At 62.2% G+C, this 17,054-nt stretch carries 13 protein-coding genes; 8 read left to right on the forward strand and 5 right to left on the reverse strand.

What is annotated here, in order from left to right; translation table 11 throughout:
- The first annotated feature begins 9 nt into the window (after window positions 1–9).
- The 3 genes from FZ934_RS01500 (at window position 10) to FZ934_RS01510 (ending at window position 3,913) form a co-directional block, all read left to right on the forward strand.
- Complete coding sequence (locus tag FZ934_RS01500) at window positions 10–1,959, forward strand: DUF2207 domain-containing protein (RefSeq protein WP_153269612.1); 1,950 nt, start codon at window positions 10–12, stop codon at window positions 1,957–1,959.
- A 114-nt stretch (window positions 1,960–2,073) separates the two neighbouring features.
- Complete coding sequence (gene purD / locus FZ934_RS01505; protein WP_153269613.1) at window positions 2,074–3,345, forward strand: phosphoribosylamine--glycine ligase; 1,272 nt, start codon at window positions 2,074–2,076, stop codon at window positions 3,343–3,345.
- A 103-nt stretch (window positions 3,346–3,448) separates the two neighbouring features.
- Window positions 3,449–3,913, forward strand: coding sequence for a plant virulence effector HPE1-like domain-containing protein (locus tag FZ934_RS01510; RefSeq protein WP_153269614.1), 465 nt, complete (start codon window positions 3,449–3,451; stop codon window positions 3,911–3,913).
- Between the two features lie 105 nt (window positions 3,914–4,018).
- On the opposite strand, the gene FZ934_RS01515 is transcribed toward FZ934_RS01510, so the two are convergent.
- Window positions 4,019–4,243, reverse strand: coding sequence for a hypothetical protein (locus tag FZ934_RS01515; RefSeq protein WP_153269615.1), 225 nt, complete (start codon window positions 4,241–4,243; stop codon window positions 4,019–4,021).
- A 99-nt stretch (window positions 4,244–4,342) separates the two neighbouring features.
- Window positions 4,343–5,869 (reverse strand): winged helix-turn-helix domain-containing tetratricopeptide repeat protein, encoded by a 1,527-nt coding sequence (locus tag FZ934_RS01520; protein WP_153269616.1) that lies wholly within the window; start codon window positions 5,867–5,869, stop codon window positions 4,343–4,345.
- A gap of 293 nt (window positions 5,870–6,162) precedes the next feature.
- On the opposite strand from FZ934_RS01520, the gene FZ934_RS01525 reads away from it, so the two are divergent.
- The gene (locus FZ934_RS01525) at window positions 6,163–7,980 is read left to right on the forward strand and encodes a methyl-accepting chemotaxis protein (RefSeq protein ID WP_153269617.1); all 1,818 of its coding nucleotides are present in this window, start codon (window positions 6,163–6,165) and stop codon (window positions 7,978–7,980) included.
- Between the two features lie 76 nt (window positions 7,981–8,056).
- Here the strand turns inward: FZ934_RS01525 and FZ934_RS01530 are convergent, their stop codons facing one another.
- Window positions 8,057–8,563, reverse strand: a complete 507-nt coding sequence (locus FZ934_RS01530) for a DUF523 domain-containing protein (RefSeq protein WP_153269618.1) — start codon at window positions 8,561–8,563, stop codon at window positions 8,057–8,059.
- A 96-nt stretch (window positions 8,564–8,659) separates the two neighbouring features.
- On the opposite strand from FZ934_RS01530, the gene FZ934_RS01535 reads away from it, so the two are divergent.
- Complete coding sequence (locus tag FZ934_RS01535; RefSeq protein WP_153269619.1) at window positions 8,660–9,100, forward strand: YqaA family protein; 441 nt, start codon at window positions 8,660–8,662, stop codon at window positions 9,098–9,100.
- 58 nt (window positions 9,101–9,158) lie between these two features.
- On the opposite strand, the gene glyS is transcribed toward FZ934_RS01535, so the two are convergent.
- Entirely contained in the window at window positions 9,159–11,336 is a 2,178-nt protein-coding gene (glyS, locus tag FZ934_RS01540) for a glycine--tRNA ligase subunit beta (protein WP_153269620.1), read from the reverse strand.
- A gap of 363 nt (window positions 11,337–11,699) precedes the next feature.
- Window positions 11,700–12,047, reverse strand: coding sequence for a hypothetical protein (locus FZ934_RS01545; RefSeq protein WP_153269621.1), 348 nt, complete (start codon window positions 12,045–12,047; stop codon window positions 11,700–11,702).
- Window positions 12,048–12,664: 617 nt separating this feature from the next.
- Between FZ934_RS01545 and FZ934_RS01550 the strand changes: the two genes are divergently transcribed.
- From FZ934_RS01550 to FZ934_RS01560, 3 genes are all read left to right on the forward strand, one after another.
- Complete coding sequence (locus FZ934_RS01550) at window positions 12,665–14,974, forward strand: Tex family protein (protein ID WP_153269622.1); 2,310 nt, start codon at window positions 12,665–12,667, stop codon at window positions 14,972–14,974.
- Window positions 14,975–15,109: 135 nt separating this feature from the next.
- On the forward strand, window positions 15,110–16,369 hold the full coding sequence (locus FZ934_RS01555; protein ID WP_153269623.1) for an SAM-dependent methyltransferase: 1,260 nt from the start codon (window positions 15,110–15,112) through the stop codon (window positions 16,367–16,369).
- 57 nt (window positions 16,370–16,426) lie between these two features.
- Window positions 16,427–17,008 (forward strand): histidine phosphatase family protein, encoded by a 582-nt coding sequence (locus FZ934_RS01560; RefSeq protein ID WP_153269624.1) that lies wholly within the window; start codon window positions 16,427–16,429, stop codon window positions 17,006–17,008.
- Window positions 17,009–17,054 lie beyond the last annotated feature (46 nt).

Here is a 17,054-nt window from a genome sequence, read left to right on the forward strand (position 1 = left end):
GGGAATGGAATGATCCGGCGGCTTCTCGGTTTTTGCTTCGCACTGTTCCTGATGCTTGCCGCTGGCCCGTCTCTCGCCAGAGAGGTCATCAATTCCTTCGCCTCCGACATCGTGCTCGACAAGAGCGGTTCGATGACGGTGACGGAAACGATATCCGTCAATGCCGAGGGCAATCGCATCCGGCGCGGCATCTTTCGCGATTTCCCGCTGACGCTGAAGAACGCCGACGGCCGGACCATCCGCGTTGATTTCGACGTCGTCTCGGTCAAGCGTGACGGGCGCGACGAGCCGTGGCACACCGAGAGCATCAGCGGCGGTATTCGTATTTACGCCGGGTCGGAAGACGTCATGCTGAGCTATGGCCAGCATCGGTACGAGATCAGCTACCGCACGAATCGGGAGATCCGTTACTTCCCCGACCACGACGAACTCTATTGGAACGTCACCGGCAACGGTTGGATCTTTCCGATCATGGCAGCGACGGCCTCCGTCAAGCTGCCCGAGGGCGTGCGTTCGATCGACACGGCCTTCTTCACCGGCCCGCTTGGCTCCACGGACCGGAACGCCCGTGTCTCCACAAGCGGCGATCGCCTTGTGTTTACAGCCACACAGCCTCTCGATGCCGGTGAAGGATTGACGATCGCGGTCAAGATGCTGAAGGGATCGATCGATCCGCCGAGCGACGCTGACACCAAGCGCTGGTGGCTGAGCGACAATCGCGACTATCTCATCGGCTTCGGCGGCCTGATCCTGGTCTTCCTCTACTATACACGCTCATGGCTGAAGGTCGGCCGCGATCCGGCGCGCGGCGTCATCGTGCCGCGCTGGGATCCGCCTGATGGCATTTCGCCGGCGCTGGTGAACTATATCGACAACAGGGGCTTCTCCGGTCAGGGCTGGACGGCGCTGTCGGCCACGGCCCTCAATCTCGCGGTGCGCGGCTATGTCGTGCTTGAGGACCTGAAGAACTCGATCATCATCCGCCGCACCGACAAGCCCGTCGGCAAGCAAAAGCTGGAAGCGGGGGAGGCGAGCCTGCTGAATTCAGTCGGAGCCAAGGGATCGCTCACCATCGACAAGGCGAACGGCCAGCGCGTGAAATCGGTTGGCGAAGGCTTCCGCTCGGCTATCGAACGCGAGCACCGCGGCAAGTATTACAATGCCAATGCCGGCTATACCGTCGGCGGCCTCGTCCTGAGCGCCGCGGCGCTGGTCGGGCTCTTCGTCTTCGGCACGCTGGAACCCGATGCGATCGCCCTGATGGTGATCCCCATCATCGTGACCGTTTTCGTCTCGATCTTCATCGGCAATATCGCCAAGTCGTTTCGCCCAGGCGGTTCGCTGGGCGGCAAGATCGTCGCGGTGATCTCGATCGCCATCGTGGCCTTCATCGGCTTCAGCATTCTCTCCAGCCTGGGGCTCGCCCTGTTCTCGTCGTTGATGGAGCTCCACGAGACGCCGATGCTGTTTGCGATCGGCGGCATCGTGTTGCTGAACGTGCTCTATGTCTTCATCATGGGAGCGCCGACGCCGCTTGGCGCGAAGCTGATGGATGGCATCGACGGCCTGCGCCAGTATTTGACGCTGGCCGAAAAGGACCGCATGAACATGGCGGGTGCGCCCGAAATGTCGCCGCAACATTTCGAAAAGCTGCTGCCCTATGCCGTGGCACTCGGCGTCGAGAAACCGTGGAGCCGGACCTTCGAGCTATGGCTTGCCGCTGCGGCGGCTGGCGTGGCCGGCGCTGCCGCCTATCATCCAGGCTGGTATTCCGGCAACTTCAGCGGCGGCAATTTCTCCGACCGCATCGGCGGCTTCTCGTCGTCCATGGCCTCAACCATCGCCTCTACGCTGCCAAGCCCGCCGCCCAGTTCCTCTTCCGCCTTTTCCGGTGGCAGTGGGGGCGGTGGCGGCTTCTCCGGCGGCGGTGGCGGCGGTGGCGGTGGCGGTGGCTGGTAAACCTCCTCGTTCATCTCCCAGGCGAGCATTCTGCTTGACCCCGGTCGAGCATTCTTGCTTGACCTTTGCGCCCACTGCCCTTAACCGCCAGACGGAAACGCGAAAGGGACGGGCATGAAGGTTCTGTTGATCGGATCGGGCGGACGCGAGCACGCATTGGCCTGGAAACTGGCGCAATCGCCTCTCATGACGGAATTCTACGCCGCCCCCGGAAACCCCGGCATTGCCGAACACGCGACGCTGGTTCCTGTTGATGTCGACGACCACGCCGCCGTCATTGCTTTCTGCAAGGACAAGGCAATCGACTTCATCGTCGTTGGCCCGGAAGCGCCACTGGTCGCAGGTATCGCCGACCGGCTACGCGCCGAAGGCTTCGCCGTCTTCGGTCCGTCTGCCGCCGCCGCCCAGCTCGAAGGCTCCAAGGGGTTCACCAAGGACATCTGTGCCCGCTACGATATTCCGACCGGCGCCTACCAGCGTTTCAACAATGCTCCGAAGGCCAAGGCCTATATCCGCGAGCAGGGAGCCCCGATCGTCGTCAAGGCCGATGGCCTCGCAGCCGGCAAGGGTGTGACCGTCGCAATGACCGTCGATGAGGCGCTCGCCGCCGTCGACGATTGCTTCGAAGGCGCGTTCGGCGCCGCCGGTGCAGAAGTCGTGGTCGAGGCCTATCTCGATGGCGAGGAAGCAAGCTTCTTCTGCCTGAGCGACGGCAAGCACGCGTTGGCTCTTGCGACCGCGCAGGACCACAAGCGTGTGGGCGAGGGCGATACCGGCCCGAACACCGGCGGCATGGGCGCCTATTCGCCGGCTCCCGTCATGACATCGGAAATGGTCGAGCGCACGATGAAGGAAATCATTGAGCCCTCCATGCGCGGCATGGCCGAAAGCGGCTATCCCTTCTCCGGCGTCTTCTTCGCCGGCCTGATGATCACCAAGAAGGGCCCGGAGCTGATCGAATACAACGTCCGCTTCGGTGATCCCGAATGCCAGGTGCTGATGATGCGCCTGAAGAGCGACCTGCTGCCGATCCTCTATGCGACGGCAACCGGCACGCTGGATAAGGTCACGGCCGAGTGGAGCGACGATCCGGCGCTGACGGTCGTCATGGCATCGAAGGGCTATCCTGGAAGCTACGACAAGAACACGCCGATCAACTCTATTCCCGAAGCGGGCGAGGGCGCCAAGGTGTTCCATGCCGGCACAGCCCTGAAGGATGGCGGACTGGTCGCGACCGGCGGCCGCGTGTTGAACGTCACAGCATCAGGCAAGACCGTCGGTGAAGCCCAGACCCGCGCCTATGCCCTGCTCGACAAGGTGGAATGGGACAATGGTTTCTGCCGCCGCGATATCGGCTGGCAGGCGATCAAGCGCGAAAAAGCGTGAGCAAACCCGAAATCGGGTCAGTTCTCTAAATTTTTACCCTTTCCCCTGACGGGATGGAAACAAAGCCGCGCTAATCTCTTCTCAACGTGAGACGGAGAGTTCCATGCGTCAGGTCATTTTGGGTGCGGTAGCTGTGTTTGCGGCAGGCTCTGCTTTTGCCTCCTCGATCGAGGTCGTCGGCAAGGATACGCGCATCAATGGCGGGAGCATCAGCCAGGAAAGCTGCCAAAGCTGCCCGCCGCTTGTGTCCGCCGAGCGCAAGAAGGACTACACCGTCCCGACGCTTGCGAACGGCTCGCTGCAATCCTCGGAAATTCGCGACGTCGATGGCCAGAAGAAGCTCTACCGTACTGAAGGCTGGATGGGCGGTTCGCCGGTCGTTTTCGTAACCAAGGCTCCCACCGAGTCCATGACCGCGGCAACGCAACCCGCCGACAACATTGACCGTGCCTCGACGACGGCTGCGGTCGTTGGCGGTGACGCCAAGCCGGTTACGGCAGGCGTGGCGGGTGCACCGATGGAACAAACGGCGCCGCTCGACGTTTCCAAGTTTGAGCTTCGGCCCTGATTTCCAGTTCCCTGCCCCAGCCCGACCAAAGTTTCGGTCGACCGGGGTCCACCCCCGTGGTGGATAAATGCGTCCCTGAGAGAAGCAGGGGCGCATTTTTCGTCTCTAGTGTGCCTTGCCGAAGGGGCCGCCTCCGAAGGTCGGTGACAGCAGCTGGCCAAGTGTCTGCACTCCGCGCAACGTGTTCGACCAAACTGAACGTCGCTTGATCTCCGGCGCTGCGGCAACTGCTGCGTCATTCTCGAAAGGCGTCAGATCGGCAATCGGTTCCGGTGGAGGGGAATAGATGCGCCCTTGATCCAGGGACAGGATGGTCAGCGTGGTAATCATGTCCGTCTCCCACATGCAGTTTGCTGTGGGGTGCAGTCTCCTCTCATCACGACGTTCCGGTCCTGAAGCGCTCGGGAAAAGTTCCGAAACGATCCGAAACTAGCGTTCGGGAACACCCGCCATCCGCAGGCCGTCGAGCACGCCTTCGATGCGATCCGGGTACTTGCCGGCCTGGCCGGCGCGGATGCGATCGAGCGTGATATCGGGCGTCAGCCGTCTCAACGCCGCGAGATAACGATGAGCTTCCTCCATGCGTCCAAGATGCGCGCTTGCAGCAATCAGAACCCACAGGGTGGCCTCGAAATTCGGATTGCTGGCCAGCGCCCTTGAGGCCCAGTACAGGGCCTCGTCGTACTCGCCGCGTACGACATGGGCATGCGCGATGCCGCACAGCGAGAAGTGCGCGCCGCGATCGCCGGGGATGAAGCGGTTGGCACGGTGGAAGTGGCTGAGCGCATCGTCGACATTGCCGCAATGAAGATGGCCGACACCCGCTCTGACGACGGCCATCGGATTGTTGGGATTGGACTCCGCCGCCGCCTGCAGAACCGCGAGACCCCAATCGTAGTCCTTCACCGTCTGCATCAGGGCGACACCGCAATGGGCGAGAACCATCGCGTCGCCGGCGCCGTGCTCCAGCGCCCGCCGTGCCAGTGCAGCACAGGTCTGCACGTCGTCATCGGTGAGCGCCGGCCAGCCCATCGTATAGCGATGCTCAAGCGCCCATGTCGCCTGCGCAAGCAGCTGCGCGTTGTCTGGCTCGGCCGCGAGCCCCTGCATGAGCAGCGCGTAAGCAGCCGCATTGTCGCTTTCGATCTCGGTCGAGATCTTCGCCAGCGCCTGCAGGTAGATGTCGTAGACGGCGACACTGCCGGGCCGTTCCCGCCGCGATCGTTCGATCTCGGCTGTCTGGATCAGCGGTTCGATCAGCGTTGCGACGCGCTCGGTAATGCGATCCTGAAAGTCGAATATCTCGTCCAGTGTGCCGTCGAAGGTCTGCGCCCACATGTGGGTGCCGCCCTGTCCCTCGACGAGTTCGGCGACGATCCGCAGCCGGTTGCCCGACTGCCGGATGCTGCCCTCCAGCACGTAGCGGACGCCAAGCTCCGCCGCGATCCTGCGCACGTCGATGCCGCTGCCCTTATAGGCGAAGGAGCAGTCACGGGCGACCACTGCAAAGCTTCGGAACCGGCTGAGAGCTGCAATGATGTCGTCGACGATCCCGTCGGCAAAATAGTCCTGTTTGGGATCGCCGCTGAGATTGCTGAAGGGGAGGACGGCGAGCGTCGGGCGCAATTCCGCGACGTTCGCTTGCGTCGTCGTCGCGCGGAGAAAGCGGTAGCCGACGCGTGGCACCGTCGCGATCCATTCCTGCCCGTTCGGTGCCTGGCCAAGCGCCTTGCGCAAGGCTGCCACCTGGACGGTCAGGTTGCTCTCCTCGACGGTAATTCCCGGCCAGACGCGCTCCATCAGTGCGTCCTTGGAAACGATGCTGCCGCGCTCCTCGAGAAGCGCTTCGAGGAGCGCGATGCCGCGTTGGCCGAGCGCAATCGCCCGCCCGTTCCGCAGCAGGCCGCAGCCGGGATCCAGCACGAATTCACCGAAGGCATGCGATGCATCAACCATGCTTGAAATATAGCCCAACCGTGGCCGACGGAAAACGGACAACGTGCCTTCTGTCGAGGCTTTCAACCTGCGGGCGCGAGAGTGGTTGAAAATCTGCCCAGACTGCAAGAAAGCACTGATTATATTTGATATTCCTTTGCGCCGCCATCACTTGGCAATTGTTAATTCCTTCACTCTAACTCTAACGGTTAGGGCCGGAGGACACATGATGGTCGTCGCGAAGCGCCGTTCAGCGCGGAGGTCGGGAGTTTACCGATCCGGAATTGCCGAACTCACCGTTTTGCGAGACATTCATGAAGAAGCTTAAGATTGCCCATCAACTGTTCGCCCTCGTGGGCGTTCTCATGGCGGCCTTCGCCATTGCCACCTATTTCCAGATCAAAACGACATCGCAGGCGATCTACGACGATCGCTTCGATCTCCTGCGCACCCAGGTCGAGTCCGGCATTTCGGTTCTCGATGCCTATTATCAGCGCGAAAAGTCCGGCGAGATGACGCATGAGGCCGCGCAGGCCGAAGCGTTCAAGATTCTCTCGAAGGTCAAGTTCGAGCCGGCCGGCTACCTCTTCGGCTACGACTATGGCGTCGTCCAGCGCTTCCATCCGAGCCCGGTCAATATCGGCAAGGACATGAGCGCCCAGGTTGACCAGAACGGCACCTATTTCAGCAAGGACATGGTGGCCAAGGGCAGGGCCGGCGGCGGCCGCACCATCTACTACTGGAGCAAGCCCGGCCAGCCCGCCGACGCGCTGTTCGAGAAGGGGTCCTACTCCCAGGCATTCGAGCCATGGCAGTTGGTCGTCTCCAGCGGCGTCTATCTCGACGACCTCAAGGCGCAGATCAACGCTGCGATCTGGAAGGCTCTCATTGCCTGTGCCGTCATCGCCGTTGCCGGCGTCGGCGCCGCCTTCTATTTCATCCGCGGCATCTCCAAGCCCCTGCAGGACGTCCACCAGGCTCTCGAAGCCGTGGCCGACGAAAACGTCACGCTCGTCATTCCGCATGCCGACATGAAAAACGAAGTCGGCATGATGGCCAAGGCAACGCAGTCCTTGCAGCAGAAGGTTAAGGAACGCCACGCCATGTCCGAGCGCGAGGCTGCCCAGCAGATGGCCCTCGACGGCGAACGCGAAAACAGCCAGCGGCTGCAGCGCGATGAAGCCACCGCCCAGACCCACGTCGTCTCGACCATCGGCCATGCGCTGGAGCAGATCGCACGTGGCGACCTGACTGTTCGCTGTGCCGATCTCGGCCAGAAATACGCAGCGCTCCGCGACAACTTCAACGATGCCCTGTCGCACCTCGAAGCCGCGATGTCGAAGGTCAGCGCCAAGGGTGGCGATATCGCTGTCAGCAAGGAAGAGATCCGTCGCGCCTCCAACGATCTGTCGCAGCGCACCGAGCGTCAGGCCGCGAGCCTGGAAGAAACCTCGGCGGCTCTCGACGAACTGACCGTTGCCGTCCGCCAGACCGCCGAAGGTGCCCATGAAGCCAGCAAGCGCGTCGAAGCCGTCAGCGGCGAGGCAAGCCGCAGCGATGCGGTCGTCTCCGAAGCGATCGAGGCGATGAGCGGCATCGAGAAGTCGTCCTCCGAGATTGGCAAGATCATCGGCGTCATCGACGACATCGCCTTCCAGACCAACCTGCTGGCGCTGAACGCCGGCGTCGAAGCTGCGCGTGCAGGCGAATCCGGCAAGGGCTTCGCGGTCGTTGCACAGGAAGTCCGCGAGCTCGCTCAGCGCTCGGCTGCAGCCGCCAAGGAGATCAAGGATCAGATTGCCCGCTCGTCCGGTCAGGTCGATCAGGGTGTCCGTCTGGTCGGCGAAGCCGGCGAGGCGCTGAAGCGCATCTCGGATCAGATCAAGGCGGCCAACGAAATCGTTGCCAAGATCGCCCACAGCGCCTCCGAGCAGGACACGACGCTGCGATCGATCTCGTCCTCGATGAACCAGCTTGATGCTGCCACCCAGCAGAACGCTGCCATGGCGGAAGAAACCACTGCGTCGGCCGAGTCGCTCGCCAGCGATACCGACGAACTCCTCAACCTCATCCGCGGCTTCCGCGTCGGCGGTGGGCAGGAGTATGGCGCGCAGGTCCGTCGCGCCGCCTGAGGTCAGGGACCGAATATGAAAACGGCCGCCGGAGCGATCCGGCGGCCGTTTTGCGTTGAAAGGGTCTGTCGGTTGCTCAGCAGGCCGTGTCTGCCTCGTCGGCCGCAAGCCGGGCAACCAGCATTTCCACATTGCGATCCGAATAGACGGCAATGCCGGCCTGCTTGAGAAGCGCTGCCGTCACGCCATTGCCTGCGAGCTTCTGCCCCGAGAACGTGCCGTCATTGACAAAGCCCGAGCCGCAGGAGGGGCTGCCGTCGATGAGGAGTGCGTAGCGGCAGCCGGTTTCGCTGGCGAGCGTCAAGGCGTTCCTGGCTGCCTGCATAAACTCGTCCGTTACGTCGCCGCCGGTGATTTCAACGACGCGGGCCGTGCCTCCAAGCACATCCTCGCCATCAGCCCCGCCTTCGATCTCGGCGGGCGGCCGCGGCACCGGCATTCCCGCAGACATCTCCGGGCAGATCGTCACCAGACGCCCTTCCTTGATCCAGCGAGCAATCGCGGGATGGAGGAGGGGCTTTGCCTGCCCGTCATAGCGGACGGCATGGCCCATGAGGCAGGCGCTGACCAGAATCTTGTTCATGGCTTTGGCATAGCCCCAGGGACGTGATAGTTCCAGTCCGCATTGGGATGTGTTGAAAGGTAGCAGGGTGCGGCAAAGCATGGGCATGGACAGGTCATGACCGATCTTGCGGTCTATGGCGGCCTTTTCCTGGTGGCTTTTGTGGCAGCGACGATCTTTCCGATGCAGTCGGAAGCCGGCCTTGTCGCCCTCATCGTCACAGAACGATATCCCGTTCTCGCCCTGATCGCGGTTGCCACAATGGGCAACGTCCTTGGCTCGACCGTCAATTGGCTGCTTGGTCTCGGCATTGAGCGATTTCGCCACAAGCGCTGGTTTCCCGTCAGCCAGCCGGCGCTCGACAAGGCGCAGGGCTGGTATCGCCGCTATGGAAAGTGGTCGCTGCTTCTGAGCTGGATGCCAATCATAGGCGATCCGATCACGATCGTCGCCGGCGTGCTGCGCGAGCCGTTTCCGATGTTCCTGCTGCTCGTGACCATCGCCAAGACGGTGCGCTACGGCGTGCTTGCCGCCGCAACGCTCGGCGTCATGAGCTGAGGAGCACTCGAAAGATCGTCTCGCCAGCGTCCGCGCGAGCGCACGCTGGCGTCGTTGATCAGCCCGCGATCTTGGAGAAGTCGGCTACGGTGCCGGTTGCCTCGCGGATAAGCCGCAGCAGGGCCAGACGATTGGCGCGGATGGCCGCGTCTTCGTCGTTGACCAGCACGTCGGTGAAGAAACGGTCGACCGGCGCGCGCAGCTTCGAGAGCGCTTCCATGGCCGAGCGGAAGTCTTCCGTCCCGACGGCAGCGGAAGCCTCTGCCGAAGCCTTGGTGATGGCTGCGTAGAGTTCCTTTTCGGCGTCGAGCTTCAACAGCGCATCGGAAACGCCGTCGGCAACGACCGTGCCCTTTTTCTCTTCGGCGGCAAGCAGCTGTGTCGCACGCTTGGTGCCTGCCAGCAGGTTCTTGCCGTCTTCCGAGGTGATGAAGGCCGTCAGTGCCTCGACACGGCGGGCAACCATGCGCAGGTCGTCGGTCTCAGGTGTGAGCACGGCATCGATGAGATCGTGACGTGCGCCCTGATCGCGAAGGTAGACCTTCAGGCGGTCGTGGAAGAACGAGAGCAGATCGAGCTGTCGTGACATGTCGTCGGTCGCGACCGTGCTGCCGGTGTCCATGTCGATGCGGGCCATATGGCTGACGATGCGCGGAAGCAGAGTTACGTGGACGCCGCGCTCGAGAATGATGCGGATGACGCCGAGTGCCGCGCGGCGCAGCGCAAACGGATCCTTCGAGCCAGTCGGCTTCTCGTCGACAGCCCAGAACCCGATCAGCGTGTCCAGCTTGTCGGCCAGCGCGACCGTGATCGCTATCTTGTCCTCGGGAACCCTGTCCGACGGTCCCTGCGGCTTGTAGTGCTCCTCGATGGCGGTCGAGACCACGTCCTCTTCGCCTTGCAGAATGGCGTATTTGCGCCCCATCACGCCCTGCAGTTCCGGAAACTCGCCGACTGCTTCCGTACGAAGGTCAGCCTTGGCAAGCACGACGGCGCGGTCGACGAGCTTGTAATCGGCGCCGGCGGGGAAGGCGATTTTCGCAGCCATGGCGCGGATGCGCTCGACGCGTTCGCCCTGCGTGCCGAGCTTGGCATGGAACGTCACGTTCAGCGCATCGAGCTTCGCCATGCGCTGGTCGAGCGGCTTCTTCAGGTCGAGACTGAACTTGGCGGCAGAGCTTTCGAGCAGCTGCAGGTCCGGCAGGTTGCCCTGGTCGCGCTTCCAGAAATGCAGCGCGTCGGACAGGCGTGCGCGCACGACCTTGCCGTTGCCGTGAATGATTTCCTTGCCGCCGTCGCTCGCCTCGATGTTGGAAACGAGGATGAACCTGTTCGACAGCGTGTCGCCGCCAACAGGGCGCGTGACGAAGCATTTCTGGTTCGTCTTGATCGTCAGGCGGATGATTTCAGCCGGAATCGAGAGGTAATCCTCCTCGAAGCTGCCCATCAGCACCTGCGGCCATTCGACAAGCCCGGAAACCTCTTCGAGCAGGCCCTCATCCTCAACCAGCTCCAGCCCGTTCGCAAACGCGACATCGCGGGCATCGTGCAGGATGATGTCCTTGCGGCGCTCGCCATCCAGGATGACCTTCGCCTTTTCGAGGTTCGCGACGTAATCGTCGAAGCGCTTGACGGTGATGGCACCCGGCGCATGGAAGCGATGGCCGTAGGTCACGTTGGAGGCAACGATGCCATCGATCGCAAAGGGGATGACGGCGGTTTCCTCATGCTCGGTTCCAAAGGTGCAGACGATCGACTGCAGCGGGCGAACCCAACGCAGCGAGCCCGGCTGTGCGGAGGCAGCACCCCAGCGCATCGGCTTCGGCCAGGGGAAATCGCGGATGATGCCGGGCATCACATCACTGATGATCTCTTCGGCGGCGCGGCCGGGCTTGGAGATGATGGCGATGTAGAAATCACCCTTCTTCGGGTCGCTCTGGACCTGCGCCTCGGAAATGGAAGACAGGCCGGCACCGCGCAGGAAGCCTTCGATCGCCTTCTCGTTGGCGTCGGTGCGCGGGCCCTTCTTCTCTTCACGCACGTCGGCGGAGCGCGCCGTCAGGCCGCGGATGTCGAGCGTCAGCCGGCGCGGCGTCCAGTATTCGCGCGCACCCTCGTATGAAAGTCCTGCCTCGACAAGCGCATCGGTCACGAGCTTCTTCAGGTCGCCGGCAGCCTTGCGCTGCAGGCGGGCCGGGATCTCTTCGGAGCGGAGTTCTAGGAGCAGATCTGGCATGTCACTTTCCTTGCCTTCCCGGGGAAGGCGCCACAAAGGCGGGGCTAAAAACGGTCGCCTCTGCTAGCAAAGAATGCCGCAGGTTTACAAGCTGCAAAAGCGGAGAAGGGGTGAGGTGAGGGAAATCGGAGGATTTGGCGTCTCGCTGATGCTTTGTGCCAGCCCCACCACCCTTCACCTGTGAGGGGTGCGGAAGCATCAGAGGCTCATCGCGGGGTGAGCGACGAGCCCCTAGGCCCACACAGGAATAAGGGCCCTGAAGGAAGACAATCCGCTAACAGCATCGATCAGCGCCCGAAATATCTGAGAATCTCCGCGCGGTTAACAATCGACCGTTAGGCCAGAGCAGGAGTTCGGCCCCAGTCACCGATCTACAATGATGGAGGCGTGTCCAGCAGAGGGAGGATTTGTGTGAACGCGGCGGCCCCTCAGTGGTGTTATGCCTTGGATTGCATATCGATGCAGGCCCTTCACGTAAATCGAGTTCAGCGCTGCCAAGGGTTTACCGAAGTTTCGATGCAAAGCGCCAGCTAGGTGCGCAGGTTCACGAATGCCTTGGTGGAAGAGCCTGATTATCAACTTGCAGGCGACATTCAGTTCATCTGTCAGGCTCCCCGATATGTTGTCGCTGTAGCCGCAGCTAGCGAGCACCCCGTTAAGCATCTTCAGGTCTTTGGCGGAGAGATTGGTGGTGTCGATCGTGGAAGACATCTTGTCCTCCTTTCGGTCAGGGCGAAGCTAACAGCTTCAATCAGCAGCGCCCGTTCCATGGCTGCCGAGATGTCCAAGCTGCGCTTAATCATGGACGATAGCAAATGAATTCTCCGTGGCTAATTCACGTCGCTCGCAGCATCGTCCACCTCGCGAGCGTCATTTCATCCTTTCCAGCCACGCCTTCGGCAAAACTCCTCCGCTGCGTCGTACGCAGCAGATCTATCAATGAAACTCCCCAAGAAAGTGAGTTCCCCACGAAAGCTGACGATTACGCTCCGTGTCGAACTGTCGTAGAAAACAGTCATGTCAGGTTCATAAGGGATGGTTCTAGGCATGAGCCTCTCCGCGCTTTCGCGAGAGCTCACGTATCTCCCAGCCGCCGAGATTTCGGCGATCATCAGAATATAGAGCGCGTCTTAGATAAGTCTCGCGCAGGGGGGAGGGATGGGCCTACGCCAAAATATCCGCTTCAACGACAGGGCCTCAGCACAAACCGCGCCAACCAGCACCCCGGCCAAAATCCCCACCTTCCACAGCCCAAACCGATCTCAAGCATTGCCTTGCCGCTTTTCGTCGCTATGGTCCCGCAACTTTCGTGAAACGCAGGAACTCTCATGGCCGCTGATATTCGTTCGCTCTCCGCAGTCATCTCTTCCGAAATCAACGCCCGGCCGGATCAGGCAAAGGCCGCGATCGAGTTGCTGGACGAGGGGGCAACCGTGCCCTTCATCGCACGCTACCGCAAGGAAGTGACCGGCGGGCTGGATGATACGCAGCTGCGCAATCTGGCCGAGCGGCTGGTCTATCTGCGCGAACTGGAAGCGCGCCGCGACACGATCGTCGAGTCCATCAACGGCCAGGGCAAGATGACCGACGAGCTGATGGCGAAGATCGCCAGGGCCGGGACCAAGGCCGAGCTCGAGGATCTCTATCTCCCCTACAAGCCGAAGCGCCGCACCCGCGCCGAAAGTGCCCGCGAACGCGGCCTCGGTCCGTTGGCGGAAGCGATCCTCGGCGACCGCTCGAAGGAGCCCGCAGTCCTTGCGGAAGGGTTCATCACAGCAGATGTGCCTGATGTGAAGACGGCGCTTGAAGGCGCGCGAGACATCGTCGCGGAAGGCATCTCGGAAAATGCCGATCTGCTCGGCAAGCTGCGCGCCCACATGCGCAGCGCTGCGTTGCTGAAGGCGAAGGTCGTCGACGGCAAGCAGGCGGCAGGTGAAAAGTTCTCCGACTATTTCGACCATTCCGAACGCTGGGCGACGGCACCCGGCCATCGCGCGCTTGCCATGCTGCGCGGCTGGAACGAAGAGGTGCTGACGCTCACGATCGAGGCCGATGCCGAGACCGCATCGCCGAACAAGCCGGTCGAGCGCATGATCGCCGCCGCCTACGAGATCGGCGCGAGCCGCCCCGGCGACCGCTGGCTGATGGAGGTCGCGAGCTGGACCTGGCGCGTCAAGCTCTCCATGTCGCTGTCGCTCGATCTGATGCGCGAGCTGCGCGAACGCGCCGAGGAAGAGGCGATCCACGTCTTCGCCCGCAACCTCAAGGACCTGTTGCTGGCCGCCCCTGCCGGTTCGCGCGCCACGATGGGTCTCGATCCGGGCATCCGCACCGGCGTCAAGGTTGCCGTCACCGACGCAACAGGCAAGGTGGTGGCAACGTCTACCGTCTATCCGTTCCAGCCGAGAAACGACGTACGCGGCGCGCAGCTCGAGCTTGCCTCGCTGATCCGCAAGCACAATGTCGAACTGATCTCGATCGGCAACGGCACCGGCAGCCGCGAGACGGAAAAGCTGGTGGCAGACATGCTGGCCGATCTGCCGGCGCCGAAGCCGACCAAGGTGATCGTCTCGGAAGCCGGCGCCTCGGTCTATTCCGCCTCGGAAACCGCCGCCCTCGAATTCCCCAACCTCGACGTGTCGCTGCGCGGCGCCGTCTCCATCGCCCGCCGCCTGCAGGATCCGCTGGCCGAGCTCGTCAAGATCGAGCCGAAGTCGATCGGCGTCGGCCAGTACCAGCACGACGTCGACCAACAGAAGCTGTCGCGTTCGCTGGATGCGGTCGTCGAAGACGCGGTGAACGCCGTCGGTGTCGATCTGAACACGGCGTCCGCGCCGTTGCTGGCACGCGTTTCGGGCCTGGGTGCTTCGATTGCCGAGGCGATCGTCCGGCATCGCGACAGCGAAGGCCGGTTCGAGACCCGTCGCGATCTCCTGAAAGTTGCCCGCCTCGGCCAGCGCACCTTCGAACAATGCGCAGGCTTCCTGCGTATCCGTGACGGCAAGGAGCCGCTCGATGCCTCTTCCGTGCACCCGGAAGCCTATGGCGTTGCGAAGAAGATCGTCGCCGCCTGCGGTCGTGATCTGCGCACCCTCATGGGCGACAGCGCAACGCTGAAGGCGCTTGACCCGCGCAAGTTCATCGACGAGCAGTTCGGTCTTCCGACCGTCAAGGACATCCTTGCCGAACTCGAAAAGCCCGGTCGCGATCCGCGCCCGAGCTTCAAGACCGCCACCTTTGCCGAAGGCGTCAACGAAATCTCCGACCTGAAGCCGGGCATGATGCTGGAGGGCACGGTGACCAACGTCGCGGCCTTTGGTGCCTTCGTGGATATCGGCGTGCATCAGGACGGCCTGGTTCACGTCTCGCAGCTTGCGGACCGCTTCGTCAAAGACCCTCACGAAGTTGTGAAGGCTGGCGATGTCGTCAAGGTCCGGGTCGTCGAGGTTGATGCGAAGCGCAAGCGCATCGCCCTGTCGATGCGCAAGGACGATGGTTCACAGGCTTCGGCGCCACGCGGCGAAACGCGCGGAAACCAGCCGGTTCGCGGCCAGAACGACCGCCGCTCGGCGCCTCCGAAGCAGGAGAGCCAGGGCGCGTTTGGGGCCGCCTTGGCCGAGGCGATGAAGCGGAAATAAGCGCTTAGCAGTCAGATTTGCAAAAATGTCACACTTCGGCGACCATGTTGCCGAGGTGCGAAATACGGCGCTTGTAAGGCGGGAGAGAGGGACTAAGTTGATCGGACTGTCCTGTCACATTGCGAGGCCTTATTCATGGCGTCGGCATTCTTATCGATTGTCCAGAAACTCATCCGCAAGGGTAATTTGAAGCTCACTCTCGCCAATGGCGAGACGCATAACGTAGGGGACGGAACCGGCAAGTTGGTGATCGTCCGCATCGCCGACGAGGAAGCGGAAAAATTGATCCGCCGCGATCCCACCCTCAAGCTCGGCGAAATGTACATGGAAGGCCGGTTCATTCTCGAACAGGGCAATATCTATGACTTTCTGGAGATGGTGAAACAGAACACCACCAACGAAATCTTCGATATCCCGATGGCGGCCCTCCTGATCGGCCGCATCGCCGTGCAGCAACTGAAGAGCCGGTTGCCGATCAATCGCAACAAGCGCAACGTTGCCCATCACTACGATCTGTCAGAGCGTCTGTTCGAACTCTTTCTCGACGAAGACTGGCAGTATTCCTGTGCCTACTACAACCCTCCTGGTATCAGCCTCGAGGAGGCGCAGGTCGCCAAGAAGCGCCACATCGCGGCGAAACTCCTGCTCAAGCCAAACCAGCGTGTCCTCGAAATCGGTTCCGGCTGGGGCGGCATGGGCATGTATCTCGCGGAGGCGACGCCAGGCCTAGACCTGACCGGCATCACGCTCAGCGAAGAGCAGCTGAAGATCTCCCGGGAACGTGCGCAAAAGCGCGGTCTGGCCGATCGCGTTCGTTTCGAGCTGCAGGACTACCGGACGATGACCGGCAAGAAGTTCGACCGTATCGTCTCGGTCGGCATGTTCGAGCATGTCGGCATCGGCAACTTCGGCAGGTTCTTCAAGAAGGTGCATGAACTGCTGGCCGATGATGGGGTGATGGTCCTGCATTCGATCGCCCGCCCGAAGCCGAGCTTTGGAACCAATGCCTTCATCGAGAAGTACATCTTCCCGCAAGGCTACGTTCCGTCGATCGGCGAGACGCTGCCGCCGATCGAGAGCGCTGGCCTGCTCGTCAGGGACGTCGAAGTCCTGCCGCTGCACTATGCGTATACGCTGCGCCATTGGCGCGAGCGCTTCGTCGCCCGCAAGGCCGATGCGGTCGCACTCTATGACGAGCGCTTCTTCCGCATGTGGGAGTTTTATCTGGCGGGGTCCGAGATCGGCTTCCGCTGGGACGAACTGTTCATCATGCAGATCCAGATCACCAAGAACCAGTTTTCCACCCCCGACAACCGCAACTACATCGCGGAGAACGAGGCGAAGCTGAAAGAATTCGAGGCAACGCGAGCGCCGCTCGAAAAAGTCATTCTCTGATACAGATCAGCAGGCGCGGCAGAGGCCGCGCCTTTTCACATTCGGAGCTTGATGCAGATGGCGACTACCCTTCCGGAAATCTATCTCGTGCGCCACGGCGAGACGGAGTGGAGCCTGTCCGGCCGGCACACCGGTCGCAGCGACATTCCGCTTACGCCGAACGGTGAAGCGGCGGCGCGGGACGTCGGCCCGCGCCTGGCCGGCAGGAGTTTCGCCGCCGTCTGGTCGAGCCCGTCGCAACGCGCTCGCAATACATGTGAGTTCTCGGGCTTTGGAACCGGTGTCATCGTCAAGGACGACCTGGCGGAATGGGATTACGGCGCCTACGAAGGCATCACCACAAAGGAAATCCATGCCGGTCGGCCGGGCTGGCAATTGTTTCGCGACGGCTGCCCGGATGGCGAGTCAGTGGGCGACATCGGTGCCCGCGCCGATCGCATCGTCTCCGAGCTCCGGCAGGCCAACGCGCCGATCCTGATTTTCTCGAGTTCGCATTTCCTGCGCGTTCTCGGCGCCCGCTGGCTCGGATTGCCACCCACCGATGGCGCCCGTTTCGTCCTGGATACCACGAGCATCAGCGTCCTCGGCTACGAGCACGACCTGACCGAGCCCGTCATCAGGCGATGGAACCAGCGTTGAAACGTCACCCCGGCCACGTCTAATTCACCTTGACCCGCGCCTTGGC

Origin of the sequence: Rhizobium grahamii (assembly GCF_009498215.1) — a bacterium.
Lineage (GTDB): Bacteria > Pseudomonadota > Alphaproteobacteria > Rhizobiales > Rhizobiaceae > Rhizobium > Rhizobium grahamii_A.